Annotated in this window: 17 protein-coding genes; 4 read left to right on the top strand and 13 right to left on the bottom strand. The window is 64.1% G+C overall.

Translation table 11 applies throughout. The features are described 5' to 3' along the window. Positions 1-61 precede the first annotated feature (61 nt). On the top strand, positions 62-493 hold the full coding sequence (locus B5M07_RS01775) for an Lrp/AsnC family transcriptional regulator (RefSeq protein ID WP_007118685.1): 432 nt from the start codon (positions 62-64) through the stop codon (positions 491-493). Position 494: 1 nt separating this feature from the next. On the opposite strand, the gene B5M07_RS01770 is transcribed toward B5M07_RS01775, so the two are convergent. The 4 genes from B5M07_RS01770 to B5M07_RS01755 are packed head-to-tail and all read right to left on the bottom strand — an operon-like array spanning position 495 to position 3458. Next, positions 495-1448 carry an OmpA family protein gene (locus tag B5M07_RS01770; RefSeq protein ID WP_120349974.1) on the bottom strand — a complete coding sequence of 318 codons (954 nt, stop codon included), beginning with the start codon at positions 1446-1448 and terminating at the stop codon, positions 495-497. Continuing rightward, positions 1445-2014, bottom strand: a complete 570-nt coding sequence (locus tag B5M07_RS01765; protein ID WP_067939608.1) for a peroxidase-related enzyme — start codon at positions 2012-2014, stop codon at positions 1445-1447. The genes B5M07_RS01770 and B5M07_RS01765 overlap by 4 nt, the downstream gene beginning before the upstream one ends. Positions 2015-2025: 11 nt before the next feature. Further along, the gene (locus tag B5M07_RS01760; RefSeq protein WP_120349973.1) at positions 2026-2742 is read right to left on the bottom strand and encodes a GNAT family N-acetyltransferase; all 717 of its coding nucleotides are present in this window, start codon (positions 2740-2742) and stop codon (positions 2026-2028) included. After that, positions 2739-3458, bottom strand: coding sequence for a competence/damage-inducible protein A (locus B5M07_RS01755; RefSeq protein WP_120349972.1), 720 nt, complete (start codon positions 3456-3458; stop codon positions 2739-2741). The genes B5M07_RS01760 and B5M07_RS01755 overlap by 4 nt, the downstream gene beginning before the upstream one ends. A gap of 48 nt (positions 3459-3506) precedes the next feature. On the opposite strand from B5M07_RS01755, the gene sfsA reads away from it, so the two are divergent. Together sfsA and map are read left to right on the top strand one after the other, a co-directional pair. Next, on the top strand, positions 3507-4214 hold the full coding sequence (sfsA, locus tag B5M07_RS01750; protein WP_120349971.1) for a DNA/RNA nuclease SfsA: 708 nt from the start codon (positions 3507-3509) through the stop codon (positions 4212-4214). A 51-nt stretch (positions 4215-4265) separates the two neighbouring features. Next, a complete protein-coding gene (gene map, locus B5M07_RS01745; RefSeq protein WP_120349970.1) occupies positions 4266-5096 on the top strand; it encodes a type I methionyl aminopeptidase in 831 nt (276 codons plus the stop codon). Positions 5097-5125: 29 nt separating this feature from the next. Here map and B5M07_RS01740 read toward each other — a convergent pair whose 3' ends face one another. The 8 genes from B5M07_RS01740 to B5M07_RS01705 form a co-directional block, all read right to left on the bottom strand. Continuing rightward, positions 5126-6202 carry a DUF1513 domain-containing protein gene (locus tag B5M07_RS01740; RefSeq protein WP_120349969.1) on the bottom strand — a complete coding sequence of 359 codons (1077 nt, stop codon included), beginning with the start codon at positions 6200-6202 and terminating at the stop codon, positions 5126-5128. Continuing rightward, positions 6202-7188: an imelysin family protein gene (locus B5M07_RS01735; protein WP_120349968.1), complete on the bottom strand. Its 987-nt coding sequence runs from the start codon at positions 7186-7188 to the stop codon at positions 6202-6204. The genes B5M07_RS01740 and B5M07_RS01735 overlap by 1 nt, the downstream gene beginning before the upstream one ends. Continuing rightward, a complete protein-coding gene (locus tag B5M07_RS01730; RefSeq protein WP_205570918.1) occupies positions 7188-8711 on the bottom strand; it encodes a di-heme oxidoreductase family protein in 1524 nt (507 codons plus the stop codon). The genes B5M07_RS01735 and B5M07_RS01730 overlap by 1 nt, the downstream gene beginning before the upstream one ends. A 69-nt stretch (positions 8712-8780) precedes the next feature. Continuing rightward, positions 8781-9266: a bacterioferritin gene (gene bfr, locus B5M07_RS01725; RefSeq protein ID WP_067628967.1), complete on the bottom strand. Its 486-nt coding sequence runs from the start codon at positions 9264-9266 to the stop codon at positions 8781-8783. Further along, positions 9263-9511 carry a (2Fe-2S)-binding protein gene (locus B5M07_RS01720; protein WP_067628965.1) on the bottom strand — a complete coding sequence of 83 codons (249 nt, stop codon included), beginning with the start codon at positions 9509-9511 and terminating at the stop codon, positions 9263-9265. The genes bfr and B5M07_RS01720 overlap by 4 nt, the downstream gene beginning before the upstream one ends. 61 nt (positions 9512-9572) lie before the next feature. Continuing rightward, positions 9573-10835 carry an imelysin family protein gene (locus tag B5M07_RS01715; protein ID WP_120349967.1) on the bottom strand — a complete coding sequence of 421 codons (1263 nt, stop codon included), beginning with the start codon at positions 10833-10835 and terminating at the stop codon, positions 9573-9575. Positions 10836-10965: 130 nt separating this feature from the next. Continuing rightward, positions 10966-11523: a 16S rRNA (guanine(966)-N(2))-methyltransferase RsmD gene (gene rsmD, locus B5M07_RS01710; RefSeq protein WP_120349966.1), complete on the bottom strand. Its 558-nt coding sequence runs from the start codon at positions 11521-11523 to the stop codon at positions 10966-10968. Beyond that, the gene (locus B5M07_RS01705; protein WP_120349965.1) at positions 11520-12725 is read right to left on the bottom strand and encodes an NAD(P)/FAD-dependent oxidoreductase; all 1206 of its coding nucleotides are present in this window, start codon (positions 12723-12725) and stop codon (positions 11520-11522) included. The genes rsmD and B5M07_RS01705 overlap by 4 nt, the downstream gene beginning before the upstream one ends. Before the next feature lie 88 nt (positions 12726-12813). On the opposite strand from B5M07_RS01705, the gene B5M07_RS01700 reads away from it, so the two are divergent. Further along, entirely contained in the window at positions 12814-13302 is a 489-nt protein-coding gene (locus B5M07_RS01700; protein WP_120349964.1) for a peroxiredoxin, read from the top strand. A 76-nt stretch (positions 13303-13378) separates the two neighbouring features. On the opposite strand, the gene B5M07_RS01695 is transcribed toward B5M07_RS01700, so the two are convergent. Then, the gene (locus B5M07_RS01695; protein ID WP_120349963.1) at positions 13379-14224 is read right to left on the bottom strand and encodes a mechanosensitive ion channel family protein; all 846 of its coding nucleotides are present in this window, start codon (positions 14222-14224) and stop codon (positions 13379-13381) included. Positions 14225-14236 lie beyond the last annotated feature (12 nt).

Raw genomic sequence — 14236 nt, 5'->3', positions numbered from 1 at the left:
AGGCTGGCCAGCTTGCCCGCGCTGCCGTAAACCCTATTCAACAAAGCAAACGGGATCCCCCATGGACGAGATCGACAACAAGATCATCGCAGAACTGCGGCGCGACGCGCGCATGTCCTATTCCGCGCTGGCCGCCACCACGGGCCTGTCGCGTGTGACGGTCCGCGCGCGGGTCGAACGTCTGGTCAGTTCCGGCGCGATCTTGGGCTTTACGCTGATCCTGAAAGAAGACATGCGCCACAGCCCGATCCGGGGTCATACGCTCTTGGCCATCGAAGGGGCGGGCACCGACCGGATCAAGCGTATCCTTGCGGGCATGCCCGCCGTGCAGGCGATCCATGCGACCAATGGCAAATGGGATTTGATCGTCGAAACGGGGACCGAGACCGTCGAAGAATTGGACAGCGTGCTGGGCCAAATCCGCCGCATTCAGGGGGTGAGTTCTAGCGAGACGAACCTGCTGCTGGCCACCCAGATGACGGTCACGAAATAGCCTACTCGGCAGAGAGCACCACCACCTCAACCCGGCGGTTCTGCTCGCGGCCCGCTTCGGTCAGGTTGCTGGCCCGCGGCGCGAGATAGCCCGCACCCTGCGCCTCGACCCGGCCGGGGGCTACGTCATAGCTCTGCACCAATCGGTCCCGCACCGCCTCGGCCCGTCTGCGCGACAGGGCGGTGTTGGCATCCAGACTGCCCACCGCGTCGGTATGCCCCACCAGCGCCACGCGCAGATCCGGCTCGGCCTTGAGCAACTCGGCTAGCCGCTCAAGTGTGGCAAAGGGGCCGGGGCCAAGCGCGGAGGTGCCGGTCTCGAACTCCAGCCGGTTGAGGACCAGATGGCCGTCGACCTTCAGGGTTTCTGCGAAATCGCCCGTCGCAGTGGCAAGCGGCACCTCGGCAGTCGCCTCTGGCGTGATGGGGGTGCTTTCCCCTTCGGGCGCGTCGCCGCTGCGGGCTTGGATGATCTGCACATAGGCCGAGGTCGCCGCCGTGCTGGCAAGGATGCTGATCGCCTCGGTCGGCGTTCCGTCCTCGCCCCGGCGCAGGGCGGTGATGAAGTGGAAAGCCCGCAGGTTCACATACATGTTCGGCCCCGGCAGCACCTCCACCGCAAAGCGAAAATCAAAGCCGCCGCATTCCCGCGCAGCACAGTCGAGCACGACGTCAAAGCCCGCCTCGCCCAGCTGCCGCCGCAGCGGGCGCATCACCTGCAAGGCGGTCAGCCCCGGCGTGTCCATCCGCCACGCAGCGCGGCGCACGCTGCCATCCACATTGACCCGCGCCACCTGCCCTTCGGCATAGACACCCACGGGCGCGGCATAGCGGTCCGGCGCGGTGTTACGCTCTGCCGTCAGGCGCGCGGTGCTGGGCAGCGCCAATTCAAGCGCCGCCGCGGGAGCCGCCAGCAGCACCCCGAGCAGAGCCGCAGCAACCCGCGCCCGGCTCATCGCGCCTGCGCGTGGTAATCGTCGTTCGGGCGCATGTCGGTGGCACTGGCCACCCGGTTGGTCATGTTGAAGAACCCGGCCACACTGGCGATGTCAAAGATATCCCGGTCAGTGAAACCCGCATCGCGCAGCGCCTGACGGTCGGCCTCCTCGACCTTGGCGCTGGCCTCGGTCAGCTTTACCGCGAAATCCAGCATGGCCCGTTGTTTGGCCGTAATCTTGGCCACGCGGTAGTTCATCACCAGCGCCTCGCCCAATTGCGGATCGCCCGACATTTCGCGTACTGCAGCCCCATGGGCCACAAGGCAGTAGTAGCATTTGTTGACCGAGGACACCGCCACCGCGATCATCTCACGCTCAAGCTTGCTGAGCGCGCTATCGCCCAGCATCAGATCGTTATACATGCCCGCAAAAGCGTTCAGCTTGTCGATGTCAAAGGCATAGGCCCGCAGAACATTCGGCACCATCCCGAGCTTTTCCTGACAGATGTCGAAATACTTCTGCGTCGCTTCGGGCAGCGGATCGACCATCGGCAGATCAAGGGCGGTGGGCATGTCGTTGGCCATGGTCTTATCCTTCACTCGGTGTTTTGACGGTAATGATAGTGCCCCACCGGGGCAAAGCCCAGTTTGGCGTAAAGCGCCTGCGCGCGGACATTCGTATCCACGCAGAGCACCGAAAGCCGCTTAGCCCCTTGGGCCTGCCCCCAATGGGCGGCGGCGCGCATGATCCAAGTGGCCACACCTTGGCGCTGTTGATGCGGCAGCACTTCGACGGCGTGCACCATGCAGATGTCCTCGTGCACCCCGGCAAAGGCCACGCCCGCCGGTTTCTCGTTCCAGCGCGCAAGGATGCCTGTTTTGGTCGCCGCGCGGTCCATCACGGCAAGACGCGCAGGGCCGACCCCGCCGGCGGCCCAGACCTCGGCCATGATCGCCAGCGGCTCCCAGATGCAAAAGGCGGTGACCGGGGGCATCGGCACATCTGTCAGCCGGGTAATCGGCGCGCTCAGCACCGTGACCGGATCGACCACGCCGTAGCCCCGCGCGGCCAGCAGCGCGTCGAGATCATCTTCGCCCGCACGCACCATGAAAAGCGGGCGCTGCTCCATCTTGCGCATCGCCGCTTCGGCGGTCGGAATGTCGGCGTCGGTTATCGCCCCACGCGCTGTCGCCACCGAGACCCGTTTCCCGCCGCCCTGCCCTTCGCGCAGGGTCCATGGCCCGTGATCAAACCGCCGCGCGGCGGGCCATGTCGCGTCGCCCGCGTCGAAAAACGCCTGCGCCTCGCTCATGCGAAGGCGGCCTTGAGCTTGACCATCGCCGCTTCGACCATCCCCGGATCGCTGCCCCGGATCACCACATGCGCGCCAAAAATGCCGTCTTTCTGAAACGGGTAGCTGCCCATCGACAGATGCGGATATTCCTCGGCCAGCGCGCCCAGTGGTCCGGCGATATCGCCCTCGCCCCGGTCGATGCGCAGCGTCTCACTGATCAGGGGTTGGCCGCCTGTGAGCCCCGGCAGGACGCTGGCAACCATCGCCTGAAAGACCGTCGGCACCCCGGCCATGACATGCACGTTCTCAACCACAAAGCCCGGCGCGGCAGAGACCGGGTTTTCGATCAGCGCGGCGCCCTCGGGAATGCGCGCCATGCGCAGGCGGGCGTCGTTCATCTGGGTGCCCGCGCGGGCGTAGTGTTCGGCCAAAATCTCGCGCGCATCGTCGCGCACGTCGATATCACGGTTAAAGGCGGCGGCGATGCAATCGGCGGTAATGTCATCATGCGTGGGCCCGATGCCGCCCGAGGTAAACACATGGGCATAGGCACCTGAGAGCGCCTGCACGGCGGCGATGATCGCGCCATGATCGTCCGACACCACGCGCACCTCCTTGAGGTCGATCCCCACTTTCGTCAACTCCCCCGCAAGGTGATGCATATTGCTGTCGCGGGTCCGGCCCGAAAGGATTTCGTCGCCGATGACGATCATCGCGGCGGTGGGGTTTGACATGGGGGCGGCTCCTTGAGGATGGCGTCCCTTCGGTATAGGCCGCGCCTCATGCGCTTTCAAACCCAACTTGTCCCCGCCCGGCTGATCCGCCGCTACAAACGCTTTCTGGCCGATTGCACGCTTGAGGAAACGGGCGAGGAAGTGATCGCCCATTGCGCCAACCCCGGCTCGATGATGGGGCTGGCGGAACCGGGCAGCCGGATTTGGCTCGAGCCGAACGACGATCCGAAGAAAAAGCTGAACTACGGCTGGCGGCTAGTTGATCATGAAAATGGCCATTTCACCGGGGTCGACACCGCCCTGCCCAACCGCGCGATGAAAGCGGCGCTGGTCGCGGGTGAGGTGACGCCACTGGCCGCCTATACTGAGGTGCGGCCAGAGGTGAAATACGGTGAAAACTCCCGCATTGATTTCCTGCTGCGCGGCGAAGGGCTGCCTGATGCCTATGTCGAGGTGAAATCAGTTACCCTCTCGCGCCAAACAGGTCTGGCGGAGTTTCCCGACAGCGTAACCGCGCGCGGCGCGAAGCACCTTGGCGAACTGGCGCGGATGGCTGAGGCCGGGCACCGCGCCGTGCTGCTGTATCTGGTGCAGCGCACCGACTGCACGCAGATGACCCTCGCCGCCGATATCGACCCGACCTATGCCGCCGCGTCCCAAGCCGCGCGGGCGGCGGGGCTGGAAATCTACGCCATCGGCACTCATATCACGCCCCAAGCCGTCACACTGGCGCAACCGATCCCCTTTACGGGCTGAGCTGCACTGGCCCTTGCCGGAAAGCCACGCTAAATAGGAGCGAACAAAAGGATGGAGAGAGCGGTGAACAACGCACACCGAGGCCGCCAGACACGCGACGGCATTCGCATTTACGAGCCTTCGGATCACGCCGGGATGCAAGCGGCGGGCCGTCTGGCCGCCACGATCCTCGACGAGATCGCAGAGCATGTCTTCCCCGGTCAGACCACCGGAGAGCTTGACCGCCTGATCGAAGAGAAGGTCAACGCCGCCGGCGCGAAATCCGCGACGATCGGCTACAAAGGCTATCAGCACGCCAGCTGCATCTCGGTGAACCATGTGGTCTGCCACGGGATCCCCAGCGATAAGAAGCTGAAAGACGGCGACATCCTGAACATCGACGTGACCGTGATCGTCGATGGCTGGTTCGGCGACACCAGCCGCATGTATGTGGCGGGCAAGCTTTCGCGCAAGGCCGAGCGGTTGATCAACGTGACCCACGACAGCCTGATGCACGGGATCGAGGCGGTGAAGCCGGGCAATACCTTTGGCGACATCGGCCATGCCATCCAGACATTTGTCGAAGGCCACCGCATGTCCGTCGTGACCGATTTCTGCGGTCACGGACTGGGGCAGGTGTTTCACGCGCCGCCCAACGTGCTGCACTATGGCCGCCCCGGCACGGGTGCTGTGCTTGAGCCGGGCATGTTCTTTACCATTGAGCCGATGGTGAACCTTGGCCGGGCCGAGACCAAGACACTCGCCGACGATTGGACCGCCGTGACCCGCGACAAATCCCTGTCGGCGCAGTTTGAGCATTCGGTCGGCGTGACCGAAGACGGGGTTGAGATCTTCACCCTCTCGCCGGGCGGGCTGTTCCACCCGACGTATAAGACCGACTAAAACCCGGTGGGGGCAGTGCCCCCGCCCGCCTATCCGTCGATGGCAACCAGATGGTTGTCCCACGCCCGCGCGGCGGTAGTGAGCCGCGACAGCGCCGCCTCTTGCAGCGACAGGATACCGCCCAGCCCATCCGTGGCGACGAAACCGCCCCGCCCCGGCGCCAACCCGCAGACATCAGCACGGCGGTGGCTGGCAAGGAAATCACCTTTGCTGTCAAACAGATGCAGCCGCCCGCCCCGGGGGGAGGTGATACCGACCGCCCCGCCATCTGCCGCGAATGCCACGCTGCCCGCGTAGCCCTGCATCGCGATTTGCTCGGCCAGATCGGCCTCGGCCAATACCGGGTTTTGCCCGCGCCGGTGGAGGCCCAACAACGGCACGGCGTCGTTCGGCTCCCCCTGCCATTGCATCGCAAAAGCCACCTGCCCGTCCGGCGCCAAGGCCAGATGGCGGATCGAGTTCTTGTGCAGGTCATCCGGCAGTTCGACCTGCTCCAGCATCTCGCCCGAGAGGCTGACATAGGACAGATTGGGCCGCATATCGTCGATGTTCAGCTTCTCCCGGCCGCTGTCGGGATGGGTGCGGATGCCGCCATTGGCCACCACCAGCACATCCTCGGCCAAGCGGCGGATTTCATGCGGGCCGACCCCGCCTGAGGCGATCTCTCCGATCCGGGCATAGCCCTCGGCACGGGACCACAGGCCGATGCGCCCTTCGCCCGTGTCGATCTCATTCTCGCTGGTGGCGAGGATGGCCCCGCCCTGCAAAAACGCCCCATGTCCGTAGAAATGCCGCCCCTCCGGCGCGTCGAGGCGATGGGCGACACGGCCCTTCACGCAGTCGATCACCAGTGCAAACCGCCCCGGGCGGCGGGCAAAGGCCACGGCCTCGGGCGCCGTGGGATGCGCGGCGGCGGCATGGCCCCGGTCGGGCAACGGAATCCGGAAAATGTCGTGGCCCGTCCCGTCCAGCCCGAAAAGCGCATAGGCCCCCGAAGGGTCACGCGCGGCGGCAAGGTAGGCAGGGCTGCCAGCGGCGGCCCAACCCATCGCCGGCAAGCTCGACGCGGCGGCGAGACCCGCAAGGAAGTGGCGGCGCGAGGGCATCAATCGCCGTCCGCCGAGTTGAACCCGACGGAAACGCCAAGCGCCGGGGCGATCTCAGCGCTCACGGCCTCGGCAATGGCCCGCACATCATTTTGCAGCGCCTCGACCCGGATACGGCTTATCGGGTCGGCCACCCCGGCAAAGACGGGGTCCTCCAACACGCGCGCGGCGCTCAAGGCGCGGTCGAATGTGGCGTCGGTTTTGGGGGTAGCGGCGTCCGACAGCGTGTCGGCTAGACCCTGCAATGCTTCGAGTGACAACACCACATTGCGCAGGCTGCGGCCCGAACGGCGCGCCTCGGCCACCTGCGGCTTCGGCGCATCAAAACTGCCCATCGGGCGGCCTAGACGTTGGTCCGCGACAAATTCGAGCCCGGTTGCCAAAGCCGTGTAAAGCGCCTGCGATGCCTCGCGCGGGCTGAGGAAACGGTCATTGCCCACCTCCCCGGCGCTGCGGAGCGCGGCGGCGAAATCCTCTCGCCAAGCGGTGTCGACCTCGCGGCCCAAATTGGCCAGGTCGACCGCCATCGCGCGGGCCAATGCGCAGCTATAGCTCTCGGCCCCGTAGCCTGCGAAGTCATCGTCATAAAGCAGCCGTTCCAGCGCAAAGAGCCCCCGCGCGGCGATGGAGACTTCGGCGTAATCCCCGCTTGTCGCGATCGGGTCTTCTTCGGCCACCAGTCGCGCCACGCTGCGCCCCACCATGCCGCGCGTGTCGGGCCAAAAGGCGATGGCCAGCCCGCGCCCGTCTTCCTCTAGCGGGCCAAGAGTCAGATGCGCGATGCCGAGCCATGCGTCGAAAGCCTCTTGATAGGCCGGGCGCAGGGCCGTGTCGGTGCAATTGGCCTGCGCTGCAGCGTCGAGCGCCGCAGTGGCAGAGGCGAAACGGGCGGTGCCGGGCAGCGCGTGGTCTTGGATCACCTCCTCCACCCCGGCGAGGGCGGGGGCGGCGGTCAGAAGGAATGTGGCGGTAAGCAGGCTGCGCATCAGAGGCTCTCCAGATAGCGGATCAGGGCGTCACGGTCGGCTTTGGGCATCTCCGCCACGGCATCACGGGCGGGCTGGGCTTCGCCGCCGTGCCAGAGCACCGCTTCGAGCAGCGACCGCGCGCGCCCGTCGTGCAGGAATTGGGTATGCCCGTTAACCTGTTCGGTCAAGCCGATGCCCCAAAGCGGCGCGGTGCGCCATTCGCGCCCATTCGCGCGGCCCTCGGGGCGGTTGTCGGCCAGCCCTTCGCCCATGTTATGGAGCAAAAGATCGGTCATCGGCCAGATCAGTTGAAAGCTTTGCTCGGGCTGATCCTCCAGTCGTTCGGTCACGAATTTCGGCTGGTGACAGGAGGTGCAGCCGACCTCATGGAACACCGCCTTGCCGCGCAGCACCTCAGGTGCGCCGACATCGCGGCGGGCGGGCACGGCAAGGTTGCGGCTGTAAAAGGTCACCAGATCCAGCCCTTCGGCGTCGATCTCTGCCCCGCGCGCGTCACCGTTCCCATGCGGGGCATCGCGGCAGGCGGTTTGCTCGGTGGTGCAATCGCCCCATGCCGCATCGAAGATGAGGGAGGAAATGCCGATGTCGCCTGCAAAGGCGCTGGCGGATTGTTCGCGGATCGTCGGTGCGCCGGATTTCCAGCCGAAACGGCCCAACATCGGGCGCGCGTGCTCAAAGGACCAGACGATCTGCGCCCGACCAGAGATACCATCGCCGTCGGCGTCTTCGGGGTCCGCGAGGGCCAAGATATCTGCGGCTGGGATCGCTTCGAGCAGGCCCAAACCGATCATCGGCGGGGCTACACGGGGGCTGAGCATCGCGCCCTCGGCCAAGGGGCCATACCCGAGGTCTTCGGCACTGTAGGTCGGGCGGCGCAGGCTGGCGGTCTCTCCCTCGGAGAGCGCGACCTCCACCTCTTCATAGCGCAGGCCCAGCCGGTATTCCGCCGGATGCCCCGCCACCCCGAAATCCTGCAATTGCCCGCCATAGACCGGATCGGGCCGCGTGCGGGGGGTGGTATCGCCCACCGAAAGCAGGAACGCCTCGATCTCGTTCATTGCCTCTTCGGGGGCGGTGGGGACCGAGATGCGCAGAAACATCGACACCGCGTCATCCTCCGGCCCCTCGGGGGGATGGCCGCGCCCGTCTTTCAGGTGGCAGCGTTGGCAAGAGCGCGCGTTAAAGAGCGGCCCCAGCCCGTCAGAGGCCAGCGTCGAAGACGGCGACGACACCCAGAGCTTTTTGAACAGCCCATTGCCGACCTTGAAATCCAACTCACGCTCAAAGGGAATGTTGCCCGAGGGCAGCGAGAACGCATCGGCATTGCCGCGCGGGCTGACCGTGGCGGCGCCTGCAGGATTAATCTCAAACGGCTCGGGCTTATCAAACTCTTTCGCGGGGGCGATGACCTTGGCGATCCGGGCGGTCTCTTCTGCGGTGCGGGGGATCACCTTGAGATGCGGTTCCTCCAGTGCTTGCGGGGCGGCGGCGGCCATGCTCGCGGCGGCCGCCGTGAGCATCGGAATGAGGAATCGCATGGGGAATGCCTTGGATAGCGGCAGGCCCAAAACCGGGCCTGCCAGTCGAAGTTACTTGCTGTCGTCTGTCGGCTTGGCTTGAAGCTGGCCGTAGACGGCCTCGCCCAGTTCGGCCTGAAGCGACAATTGAGTTTCGAGGAAGTCGATATGCCCTTCCTCGTCGGCAATCAATTCCTCGAACAGGTTCTTTGAGACGTAATCGCCCACCTGATCGCAGTGATTGCGCGCCTCAATGTACAGGGTGCGGGCCTCATGTTCGGCGGCTAGATCGGACTCAAGACATTCCTTGACCGTTTCACCGATGCGCAGCGCGTCCAGCTTTTGCAGGTTGGGGTGCCCTTCAAGGAAGATGATCCGTTCGATCAGCTTGTCGGCGTGGTTCATCTCTTCGATGCTTTCCTCGCGCGATTTATCGGCAAGCCGACCATAGCCCCAGTCTTCTTGCAGCCGGTAATGCAGCCAGTACTGGCTCACGGCTGTCAATTCGCTGCGCAATGCCGCGTTGAGATATTCGATGACCTTGTCGTCGCCCTTCATGAACCTGTCTCCTTGTTTGGTTTTGCCTGACTTAGAGTGGTTGTCAGCACAGGCACGGAAAAGTTGCCATTTCCGCGCATGGTAGACAAGAACAGAGGCATGCAACCGCCACAATCGGCTGCTTTGCCCAAGGCACGGTAGATTTTGCCCGCAGTAATGACCGTGCGCGCATCAGAGGCGCGCATCCAGTCGATGGCATTGTTGATGTCGCGATCGGTGATGTTCTGACAGTGACAAACAATCATGGTTTTGCGTATTCCTTGGCTGGCCCCGGGCCGCCGCAGCGGCCCAGAGGAAGGGTTAGGATTACTGGAAGACCGCCTCCGGCGCGTCGAGGCTGTCGGAGCCTTCAAAGGCGATTTCGTCACCGCCCAGAACCGTCACGGCACGCTCGATGGCGCGGGTCTGGTTCACCAGCGCATCGACCGCGCCCATGATCAGCGCTTCGCCTTCGGCATTGCCGCGCTCAAGCATCATGTCATAGCTGAAACCCGCTTCGGCGGCGGTTTTGATCTGGCCCAGTTCCACCATGGAGGCGTTCAGCTTGGCGCGCAGGTCTTCGTCGACGCTGGCATCGGCGCTGGCCACGAGGTCAGACAGCGATGCGCCGGAGACCACGCGGCCATCGACGCGCAGGTATTCGCCCAGATAGACGTTCCGCACGCCCAAACCGTCGTAATAGTGGCTGTTGTGCGTGTTGTCCGAGAAGCAGTCGTGCTCTTCTTCGGGGTCGTTAAGCATGACGCCCAGCTTCATCCGCTCACCCGCCTGCTCACCGTAGGAGAGCGAGCCCATGCCAGTCAGGATCGCGTCGATCCCGGCATCGTCGTCTGCCAGCACGGCGGCGCGTGCCTCACCGCCATCGGCCCATTGACCGGCCATCCATTCCAGATCGCTGACCAGCAGATCGGTCGCGGCTTTCAGGTATTGCCCACGGCGGTCGCAGTTGTCGCCGGTGCAGTCTTCGCCGGTTGCGTAGTCGGTCCAAGGGCGGTTGCCCGCGCCATGCTCAGTCCCGTTCAGGTCTTGGCCCCAGAGTAGGAATTCGATGGCGTGGTAGCCGGTGGCGACATTGGCTTCGACCGCGCCCGCCTCATGCAACTGCCCTTCGAGGAGCGCAGGCGTGATCTCGGCGGCGTCCACCTCTTCCCCGCCCAGCGTGAAGGTCGGGTTGGCGATGACGTTCAGAACCGCCAATTGGTTTTCATCCGTCTCGCCGCCATAGGAGGCGTCGACATAGTCGATCAGACCTTCGTCCAGCGGCCAAGCGTTTACCTTGCCTTCCCAGTCATCGACGATGGCGTTGCCAAAGCGGAAGACCTCGGTCTGCTGGTAGGGCACGCGGGCGGCCAGCCATGCGGTTTTCGCAGCCTGAAGCGCTTCGGCCGAGGGGGTGGCGATCAGCGTCTCGACGGCGGTTTGCAGCGTCTGCGCGGTGGTCAGGCTGTCTTCGTAGCCCGCCTGCGCGATGTTGGCATAGGTGCCAAGCACCTCGGCCTTGTCTTGTGCAAATGCCGGAGCGGCGGCGCATGTGATCAGCGCAATGGCCGTGGTCGCTTTGAGGCGCATCGAATGTCCTTCCTGGAAAATCACCTTGGTCCCGACGCAGGGCGCGCCGGGCCTTCGGGCAATAGGTGACTTATTCTGTCGGAAAAGACAAGGATCAACCTGAGAGGGGATAGCGCTCGGCAAAAAGCCGTTAGCTTGCAGCCCTTTGCAGCAGCGTCACATGGGTATCGCCGTATTTGCGCGTGTCGATCCGGGCGAATCCCACGGGCGCGTGTATGGGTGCGCTTTCCTCCCAAACGATCATCGCGCCGGGTGCAAGCCAGCCGCCTTCGGCTGCCGCAACAAGCGCCTTTTGCCCCAAGGATTTGCCATAGGGCGGGTCAAGGAAGACCAGATCGAAAGGGTCCTGCGCGCATGGCCCCAGCCGCGTCGCGTCATTGCGCAGCAGCCGCGTTTCCGCCTCCGCCTCCAGTTTGCGCACATTCTCCCCGATCAACTGCTGGCCTGTCCGGCCATTCTCAACAAAGCAGACCGACACAGCACCGCGCGACAGGGCCTCGAACCCAAGCGCGCCGGTGCCTGCGAACAGGTCCAACACCCGCGCGCCCTCGATCACATCGTGATGGGTCAACATCGAAAAAAGGCTCTCGCGCACCCGGTCGGAGGTCGGTCGCAGATGCGCCCCGGCGTCGCCCTTGCCAAGCGCGGCAAGCGGTCGGCCACGGTATTTCCCAGCGATAATCCTCATGGTTTCAGCAATGCCTTTAGGTCTGTCTGAGAGTCCGCGACCAAAGCCGGGTCTGGCGATTTTCCCGCTTCGATCAGCCGTTTGCCCACCATATAGCCGCGCGGATCGTTCGCGGCATCGACGGCCAGCAACGTTTCGCCAAGGTAGTACCAGAACGACGCGCTGCCTTCGCCAAGGCGGGTGATCACGCGGTCATAGCCTGCGTTCAGCCCGGCGATTTGCAGTTTCACGTCATATTGGTCCGACCAGAACCACGGTTTGGCGATGTATTCCTTACCCGCGCCGAGGATATTTTCAGCGACCACCTCGGCCTGATCGATGGCATTGGGCACGCTTTCCAGCCGGATACGCCCGCCGCGATAGGGGAAAGAGGTGCAATCCCCCGCCGCCCAGATGCCCGGCACACTCGTGCGGCCCTGCGCGTCGACCTTGATGCCGTTGTCGATCTCGATCCCTGCTGCTTTGGCCAACGCGATGTCGGGCTCGATGCCCACGCCGGTGATGACGAAATCGGCGGCAATCTCTGTCCCTTCGCTCAGCCGTGCGCCGGTGACGTGGCCTTCGCCCAACAGCCGCTCCAGCCCCACGCCTTCGCGCAGGGTCACGCCGTGGCCTTCATGCAGGGCGCGGAAATAATCACTGGTCTCGGGCGCTGCGACGCGCTGCAGGATGCGGTCGGCCATTTCCACCAGCGTGACCTCAAGCCCCAGCTTGGCCGCGACAGCCGCGGCTTCCAGCCCGATGTAGCCACCGCCGACGATCAGAACCTTCGCGCCCTTCACGAAACGCGGCGCCATGGCATCCACATCCGCCAGATCACGCACGGTAAAGACGCCTTTCAGATCCCCGCCAATCGCCGCTGGCAGCCGACGCGGGAGGGAGCCGGTAGCGAACACCAGTTCGTCATAGGCGACCTCGCCCTCGGTCGTGCTCAGAACGCGCGCCTCGGGGTCAATCGCGGTAACGCGGCAATCGGTCTTGAGCGCGATCCCTTGGTCGGCATAGAACGCCTCGGGCCGCAGAAACAGCCGCTCCAGTGTCATATCGCCCAGCAGATACCCTTTGGACAGCGGTGGCCGTTGGTAGGGCGGGCAAGGCTCGGCCCCGATCAGGGTGATCTTGCCCTCAAACCCGCCATTGCGCAGTTTGGCCACGCAAGAGGCCCCCGCCTGCCCGGCTCCGATCACCACCACATGCTGCATTTGCCACCCCCCGATTGATCTGGTCTCAGTCGCGGTCAAAGCCTATATCTGGCCCCAAGACAACCGCAATGACAGGAGAGGCTATCCCATGACGATTTCTCAAGGTTCGACGCTGCCGGACGCGAAACTGGTTCAGATGGGCGCGGATGGGCCCGAGCCGGTACAGATGGCCGACAAGCTCAAGGGCCGCAAAGTGGTGATCTTTGCCGTGCCGGGTGCGTTCACGCCCACCTGCCACTCTGCCCATGTGCCGAGCTTCGTGCGCACCAAAGATCAGTTCGACGCCAAAGGCGTGGATGAGGTGATCTGCGTCTCCTGCAACGACCCTTTCGTGATGAAAGCGTGGGGCGAAGCGACCGGCGCGAGTGAGGCCGGGATCACCATGTTGGCCGACGCCAGCAGCGCATTCACCCGCGCCATCGGCATGGAGTTCGACGCCGAAGGTGCCGGGCTGGTCGGCCGGTCCAAACGCTATGCGATGCTCGTCGAAGACGGCAAGGTGACACTGTGGCAGCCCGAGGAAAGCCCCGGCACCTGCGAGATTTCCGGCGGCGAAGCACTGCTGGACAATATGTAAAATGCGAACGCCCGGCCAGATTGGCCGGGCGTTTTACTGATGGGGGTGCCCCGTGAAGGGCCACAGACGCGAAGGCCTATTCCGCAGCCTGCACGATGGTGCGTGTGGGGAACGGAATATCCACCCCGCCTTCATCCAACGCCTCTTTGACCTTGCGGGTCATATCGGCCTTGAAGGCAAAATAATCCCCCGCGCTGCACCAGACCCGCACAAGGAAATCGACCGAACTGTCGTTGAGATTGTTCACCTGAATGAAGGGCTCAGGATCGGCATGGGCGCGTTCATCCGCCATGATCGTGCTGCGAATGATCTCTTCGGCGGTCTTGAGGTTCGCGCCATAGCCCACGCCAAAGGTCCATTCCGCGCGGCGGGTCGGGTTGACGGAATAGTTGGTGATGACATTGCCCCAAACCTCAGAGTTCGGCACGATGACCTGCACATTGCTGAGGTCGGCCAGCACAGTGTAGTTCAGGTTGATCTGTTTGACCGTGCCCATCTCGCCCGCGATCACCACGAAATCGCCGATCTTGATCGGACGAAAGAGGATAAGCATGACCCCGGCGGCCACGTTCGACAGGGTGCCCTGCAGGGCCAGACCAATCGCCAGACCCGCCGCACCGATAACCGCCACGACCGAGGTCGTCTTGACCCCGAAAGTGTTGAGCACGAACAAAACGGTAAAGCCCAGCACCACATAGCGCACGATGGAAGCCAGAAATTCGAACAGCATCTCGTCGAGGTGCTTGTTCCGCTTGCCAAGGTTTTCGACACGGTGTTGCAGCCAACTTGAGATGACCCACCCCAGCAACAGGATCACAATCGCGCCGATCACCGAGCCTGCCGCGCTGGCAAGAAACTCCAGTGTCAGCAGATCGGCAATCGTCTTGCCCTGCCACAGTTCCATTTCAAAAAAATCTTGCATCCGCTCTCTCCG

It is taken from the genome of Sulfitobacter sp. D7, assembly GCF_003611275.1.
Classification (GTDB): domain Bacteria; phylum Pseudomonadota; class Alphaproteobacteria; order Rhodobacterales; family Rhodobacteraceae; genus Sulfitobacter; species Sulfitobacter profundi.
This window is presented reverse-complemented; position numbering and strand designations above follow the sequence as displayed.

Excerpts from the sequence above, each read along its gene's own strand:
- map (WP_120349970.1), top strand. The coding sequence starts at position 4,266 with ATGGAGAGAGCGGTGAACAACGCACACCGAGGCCGCCAGACACGCGAC.
- B5M07_RS01760 (WP_120349973.1), bottom strand. The coding sequence starts at position 2,742 with ATGAGCGAGGCGCAGGCGTTTTTCGACGCGGGCGACGCGACATGGCCC.
- B5M07_RS01730 (WP_205570918.1), bottom strand. The coding sequence starts at position 8,711 with ATGCTCACGGCGGCCGCCGCGAGCATGGCCGCCGCCGCCCCGCAAGCA.
- B5M07_RS01705 (WP_120349965.1), bottom strand. The coding sequence starts at position 12,725 with ATGCAGCATGTGGTGGTGATCGGAGCCGGGCAGGCGGGGGCCTCTTGC.
- sfsA (WP_120349971.1), top strand. The coding sequence starts at position 3,507 with ATGCGCTTTCAAACCCAACTTGTCCCCGCCCGGCTGATCCGCCGCTAC.
- B5M07_RS01735 (WP_120349968.1), bottom strand. The coding sequence starts at position 7,188 with ATGCGCAGCCTGCTTACCGCCACATTCCTTCTGACCGCCGCCCCCGCC.
- B5M07_RS01695 (WP_120349963.1), bottom strand. The coding sequence starts at position 14,224 with ATGCAAGATTTTTTTGAAATGGAACTGTGGCAGGGCAAGACGATTGCC.
- rsmD (WP_120349966.1), bottom strand. The coding sequence starts at position 11,523 with ATGAGGATTATCGCTGGGAAATACCGTGGCCGACCGCTTGCCGCGCTT.
- B5M07_RS01720 (WP_067628965.1), bottom strand. The coding sequence starts at position 9,511 with ATGATTGTTTGTCACTGTCAGAACATCACCGATCGCGACATCAACAAT.
- B5M07_RS01775 (WP_007118685.1), top strand. The coding sequence starts at position 62 with ATGGACGAGATCGACAACAAGATCATCGCAGAACTGCGGCGCGACGCG.
- B5M07_RS01700 (WP_120349964.1), top strand. The coding sequence starts at position 12,814 with ATGACGATTTCTCAAGGTTCGACGCTGCCGGACGCGAAACTGGTTCAG.
- B5M07_RS01765 (WP_067939608.1), bottom strand. The coding sequence starts at position 2,014 with ATGGCCAACGACATGCCCACCGCCCTTGATCTGCCGATGGTCGATCCG.
- B5M07_RS01755 (WP_120349972.1), bottom strand. The coding sequence starts at position 3,458 with ATGTCAAACCCCACCGCCGCGATGATCGTCATCGGCGACGAAATCCTT.
- B5M07_RS01715 (WP_120349967.1), bottom strand. The coding sequence starts at position 10,835 with ATGCGCCTCAAAGCGACCACGGCCATTGCGCTGATCACATGCGCCGCC.
- B5M07_RS01740 (WP_120349969.1), bottom strand. The coding sequence starts at position 6,202 with ATGCCCTCGCGCCGCCACTTCCTTGCGGGTCTCGCCGCCGCGTCGAGC.
- B5M07_RS01770 (WP_120349974.1), bottom strand. The coding sequence starts at position 1,448 with ATGAGCCGGGCGCGGGTTGCTGCGGCTCTGCTCGGGGTGCTGCTGGCG.
- bfr (WP_067628967.1), bottom strand. The coding sequence starts at position 9,266 with ATGAAGGGCGACGACAAGGTCATCGAATATCTCAACGCGGCATTGCGC.